6 protein-coding genes are annotated in these 4467 nt (G+C 62.7%); 1 reads left to right on the plus strand and 5 read right to left on the minus strand.

The features are described 5' to 3' along the window. Positions 1 to 187: 187 nt before the first annotated feature. Positions 188 to 727 carry a CGNR zinc finger domain-containing protein gene (locus tag AB4Z11_RS29385; RefSeq protein ID WP_442029362.1) on the plus strand — a complete coding sequence of 180 codons (540 nt, stop codon included), beginning with the start codon at positions 188 to 190 and terminating at the stop codon, positions 725 to 727. Here the strand turns inward: AB4Z11_RS29385 and AB4Z11_RS29390 are convergent. From AB4Z11_RS29390 to AB4Z11_RS29410, 5 genes are all read right to left on the minus strand, one after another. Continuing rightward, a complete protein-coding gene (locus AB4Z11_RS29390) occupies positions 724 to 1728 on the minus strand; it encodes a hypothetical protein (RefSeq protein ID WP_442029364.1) in 1005 nt (334 codons plus the stop codon). The two genes, AB4Z11_RS29385 and AB4Z11_RS29390, sit on opposite strands and share 4 nt — an antisense overlap. After that, positions 1671 to 2255, minus strand: coding sequence for a hypothetical protein (locus tag AB4Z11_RS29395; protein ID WP_442029366.1), 585 nt, complete (start codon positions 2253 to 2255; stop codon positions 1671 to 1673). The genes AB4Z11_RS29390 and AB4Z11_RS29395 overlap by 58 nt, the downstream gene beginning before the upstream one ends. A gap of 82 nt (positions 2256 to 2337) precedes the next feature. Further along, positions 2338 to 2712, minus strand: a complete 375-nt coding sequence (locus AB4Z11_RS29400; RefSeq protein WP_442029368.1) for a DUF3224 domain-containing protein — start codon at positions 2710 to 2712, stop codon at positions 2338 to 2340. Between the two features lie 11 nt (positions 2713 to 2723). Next, entirely contained in the window at positions 2724 to 3275 is a 552-nt protein-coding gene (locus AB4Z11_RS29405) for a DUF1697 domain-containing protein (protein WP_442029370.1), read from the minus strand. Between the two features lie 61 nt (positions 3276 to 3336). Continuing rightward, on the minus strand, positions 3337 to 4467 hold a 1131-nt coding region (locus AB4Z11_RS29410), incomplete at its 5' end, for a sensor histidine kinase (RefSeq protein WP_442029372.1).

Here is a 4467-nt window from a genome sequence, read left to right on the forward strand (position 1 = left end):
CAGGAGCACCGGCGCATCTTCAGGGCCGGCTTCGCGGTAGAAAACGTTGATGCCATCGGCTTTGATCGTGTTGAAGCGCATTTTGTAACCTCTTAAATGTGTTGTTTATGGTTACCATCTTACGCCGGCAGCGTAACTTGTCAAGTGATTTTTTGATGGTTACAATGAAGCCATGGAGGAATGCAAGATGACTGAGTTCTATGGCGATCATCCCGCACTGGACCTGATCAACACGGTGGTGCAGGGAACAGAAACATGGCATAGCGATGCCGATGTGATGCAATGGCTGAAGGACGCCGGCTTCCCGGTGAGCGGCAAGGCGCCGCATGGTTTGCTGGAAGCCGGGCGCGGCCTGCGCGAAACGGTGCGCGCGCTGGTGCACGCCCGCAAGCATGGGCATAAGCTGGATGTGGCCCGTCTGAACGGCTTGCTGGCGCAATCGCAGCGCCACTTGGCACTGCACGCGCAGGCGGACGGCAGCGTCACACTGCAAACGCGCTACGCGACGGACACGCCCGAGCGCCTGCTGGCGCCGCTGGCCGAATCCGCCGCGCAGTTGCTGGCGGATGGCGACTTTAATCTTATCCGCAAATGCGAAGATCACGAGTGCACGCTGTGGTTCCTGGACCGCACCAAGTCCCACCGCCGCCGCTGGTGCAGCATGGCGCTGTGCGGCAACCGCAACAAGGTAGCCTCCTTCCGCCAGCGGCAAAAAGCGGAGGTTTAACGGCGCACCTGGACTGTGTCGCCATCCGCGTCCGCCGTGGTGACCGAGACGGTAACGCCATCGACGGTGACCGCATCGCCCGCGTGCAGCGCCGCGTCGCGGAATTGCCGGTCGACGGAACCGGTGCGGCGCTGGGTGCGGTAGCCGCCGCCAAGCGAACCGAGTCTCATATCGACCGTGTAGACCAGCAGGCCCTCCTGCTCCGGTAGCAGTTTGTCGTAGCCTTCATTGCGGCGCGATTCCATCACCAGAATTTTCGAACTGCTGAGCGGCACCATGGCCGCCTTGATGCCGCTGCCCTGGCGCACGAGTGGACTCAGCTTGATCGCTTGCGCCGGCCTGGTCAGGCACGCCACCTGCTCTTCCGGCAGCCAGCCTTGCAGATAACGGTCCCAGGCATTGTGTTCGATGGCGGCATTGCTCCAGCTGTTGACCATCACGCCCCACGAACCCAGGGTTTGCGATGCATGGTCCAGGTCTTCATCGACCAGGCCGAAGGCGTGGCCGGTTTCATGCACCATCCATTTCCATTTGGCGCCAATGATGCCGCGCTCTTCGTTGTAGTACATGTCCGCGCCTCCCGTGGCGCCGTTGAGCACATAGCCGGTGCGCGTCCACGTCGGAAAGGTAATTGCCGGGCCCATGCGCATGGTCGCCATCGGCATTTCCTTCGGCACCAGAAAGTACACGGCGTCGTACTGGCCGTAATCGATCTGGCCGTCGGTCAGGCCAATGATTTCGTTGCGGTAGCCGGTGAAATCGGCCGAGCCGTACTTGTCCGGCGAGAATGGCAGGCGCACCCAGCGCGACAGGATGTCGAAATCAAACGCCAGCCGGCCGTAGGACTGCTTCAGATAAAAGTCGCGCACGTCGCTGGCGAGCGGCGTGAAAAATGCGGCGGGATCGTCCTTGCCGCTGACTTCATCGAAATCCACCGGCACGATCAGCGCCCTGACGCGGCCAAACGATGGCAGACGCACGCGCACCTTGGGAAAGCCCACGACGTGTCGGTGTTGAAGCTGCGCACCGGCGTCACCTGGTCCATGAGCTGGCAGGCGGATGCCGGTTTGAACGTGGATGCAGGTTCGCTGGCCAGCGCCAGCAATTTCGCGCCACGCTCGCCGGGCACCGTGCCCGCATCGAGCGTCACCGCATACACGCCCTGCCCGTCCGGCTGCATGCCGCCGATGCTGGCGGCGCCACCGGCCGACACGCTGATCTGGTAGCGATGGCGCCGCAACGGCGATCCGGGCGGCTCAACGGTGTCGAGCAGATACTGGCCGGGCGCCAATTGCAGACTCAGGCTGCCATCCGGATTCGCGGCCGTAAATTGCCAGTCCGGCGCCGCAGCCTTTTGCACGAACACGCCCGTGGGCAATCCTCGAAGATCGGCCGGGTGATACAGCCAAAGCTTCAGATTGCCACGCCCAGCAGGGCTCAGCGCACGCGGAACCGGCGGCGCCGGGCGGGCCGGGCGAATGATGACGGGCGTGGTAACGATGCGGACATCGTGCGCGATGACGGCCATCTGCGCTCAGAGATTACAGACGCTGTGGATATTGGTGAAGGAAATACCGTGCGCAATCGCGCGACCGACGCAACTCACTTTTTCAGCGCCATTGTCGGTCAGGGCGATGGCGCCAAGGAACAGCGCCACCACCAGCGCGGCCAGGATCAGAACGCCGCGCCATGTATCGTTTATTCTCATTTTTATATAAAGCTGTAATCAAGCGAATAGAAGGGTGTTGTAAAGCGAAGCTGCCGTGGCGGCCRTCCAGTGTGCCTTTGACTTTTTCGATCGCCACATACACGGCCGACGTCGGCACAGCGCTGCGGTAGCTCAGGAATTCGCCGTAGCCCTCCGCCTCCAGCGGGCCGTGGTAGCGCTTGTCAAGCGTCATGCGGCCGATGCCGCAGCCCTCGGTCAGGGAGGCGTTCGGTGCGGGCAGCAGCTTTACGTCAAATTCTCCGTTTACCGCGGGCATTCTTGTTCTCCTCAGGCGGACTGGCCGCTGGCCAGCGCGTGCAATTTATTGATGGTTGACCAGTTGCGCGTGGTGACCGCATCGCCTACAGCTTTGCCCATGGCCGCTGCGGCGCGGCTGGCGAGAATGCCGTCCGCGCACCAGATGTAGGCAGCCCAGCGTCCCAACGCGAAGGCTTCGGGTTTCCAGTCCTGATGCGCGAGCGGCTCCAGCTTGGCGCGGTCGGCGGGATTGTTGAGCACCGCGACCAGCAGGCGGGAATGATCGTCCGCCACCTCGCACAAGCTGTTGTCTTCCACCACACCGTCGAGCTGTTCGGCATCGAGCACGGTGACGCGCGCGGCGACACCCAGCCGCATCACCAGCGCTTCCTCGATGCGCGTGGCCGACAGGCGCGCGTCCCTGGCCTCGCAATCGAAGACCACGTTGCCACTGTTAAGCAAAGTGCGTACGTCGGCAAAGCCCAGGCCGGTCAGCAGCTTGCGCAGATCAGCCATGGCGATACGTTTGGCGCGTCCAACGTTGATACCACGCAGCAGCGCGATCTGGCGGCGGGTACTCATCCTTTACCTCCCGTGATGATGGGCAAAGTATGCGTCAATCATTGCATCGGCGTCGCCCGCCTCATGCGTGCAGGCGTGCGTCCGGATGCTGTTCGTTGGCTTCGGCGTCGCCTGGCGTCACGCGCGGAATGCGCAGCGTGAAGACGGCGCCCTGGCCCACAAGGCTGTCTACGGTAATGGTGCCGCCAAACTGCTTCACTATCAGATTGAAGACGATGTTCAGGCCGAGGCCCGTGCCGCCCTGGCCGCGGCGCGTGGTGACGAAGGGGTCGAATACCTTGTCCAGCATATCGGGCGCGATGCCCTTGCCATTGTCCGCCACCTGCATTTCGATCACATCGCCCTGCTCGGCGGCCTTGATCCAGATGGTGCCCACGGCGTCGGCGTCGAAGGCGTGTTCGACGCAATTGAGGGTAAGGTTGGTGATGACTTGCGCCAGCGCGCCGGGATAGCTATCCAGCACAATATCGTCCGGGCACTCGATCTCAACGCCGATATGGGTTTTCTTCAGCTTGGGCTGCAGGCTGGACACCACTTCGCCGATGTATTCGTGCAGCTCGAAGCGGCGGCGCGCCTCGCTGACCTGGTCCACCGCGATCTGCTTGAAGCTGTGGATCAGGTGCGCCGCGCGGTAGGCATTGTTCATGATGAGGCGCGCGCTTTCGCCCGCCGTTTCAATGTATTTCTGGATTTCCGATTTCTTGATGGCGCCGCTGGACATGGCGGCATTCACACCTTCCGTGGCCTCCATCAGCACCGACGCGCTGGTCAGCGCGATGCCCACCGGCGTATTGATTTCATGCGCTACGCCGGCCACCAGGCCGCCCAGCGATGCCAGGCGCTCGGCCTGTAGCAGGGACTCCTGGGTGCGCTGCAGATCGTCCAGCGCTTTCGCCGTTTCCTGGGCCGATTTGCGGGCCGCGTCTTCCGCTTCGCGGGTGCGCAGAATGATCGCCTTCACTCGCCGCTGAATGGCGTTAAAGCCGCGGATTACATCGCCCAGTTCGTCGCGCCGCTTCTCGGGCAGCTCTTCCACTTCATCGCTGCCGCGCGTGGCCAGCTCGAACAGACCGTCGCGCAGTTTCTTCAGCGGATCGAACACGATGCGCAGGCTGAGCGCCAGGGCCACCACCAGGATGATGTCCAGCATCAGCACTTCAATGACTTTGCGCCGCACCTCTGCGGCCAATGT

It is taken from the genome of Pseudoduganella sp. RAF53_2 (assembly GCF_052113985.1).
In the GTDB taxonomy this organism is placed as follows: Bacteria; Pseudomonadota; Gammaproteobacteria; order Burkholderiales; family Burkholderiaceae_D; genus Rugamonas.

Bases quoted from the DNA above. Each gene is read 5' to 3' on its own strand.
- AB4Z11_RS29385 (WP_442029362.1), top strand. From the start codon at position 188: ATGACTGAGTTCTATGGCGATCATCCCGCACTGGACCTGATCAACACG.
- AB4Z11_RS29395 (WP_442029366.1), bottom strand. From the start codon at position 2,255: ATGGCCGTCATCGCGCACGATGTCCGCATCGTTACCACGCCCGTCATC.
- AB4Z11_RS29405 (WP_442029370.1), bottom strand. From the start codon at position 3,275: ATGAGTACCCGCCGCCAGATCGCGCTGCTGCGTGGTATCAACGTTGGA.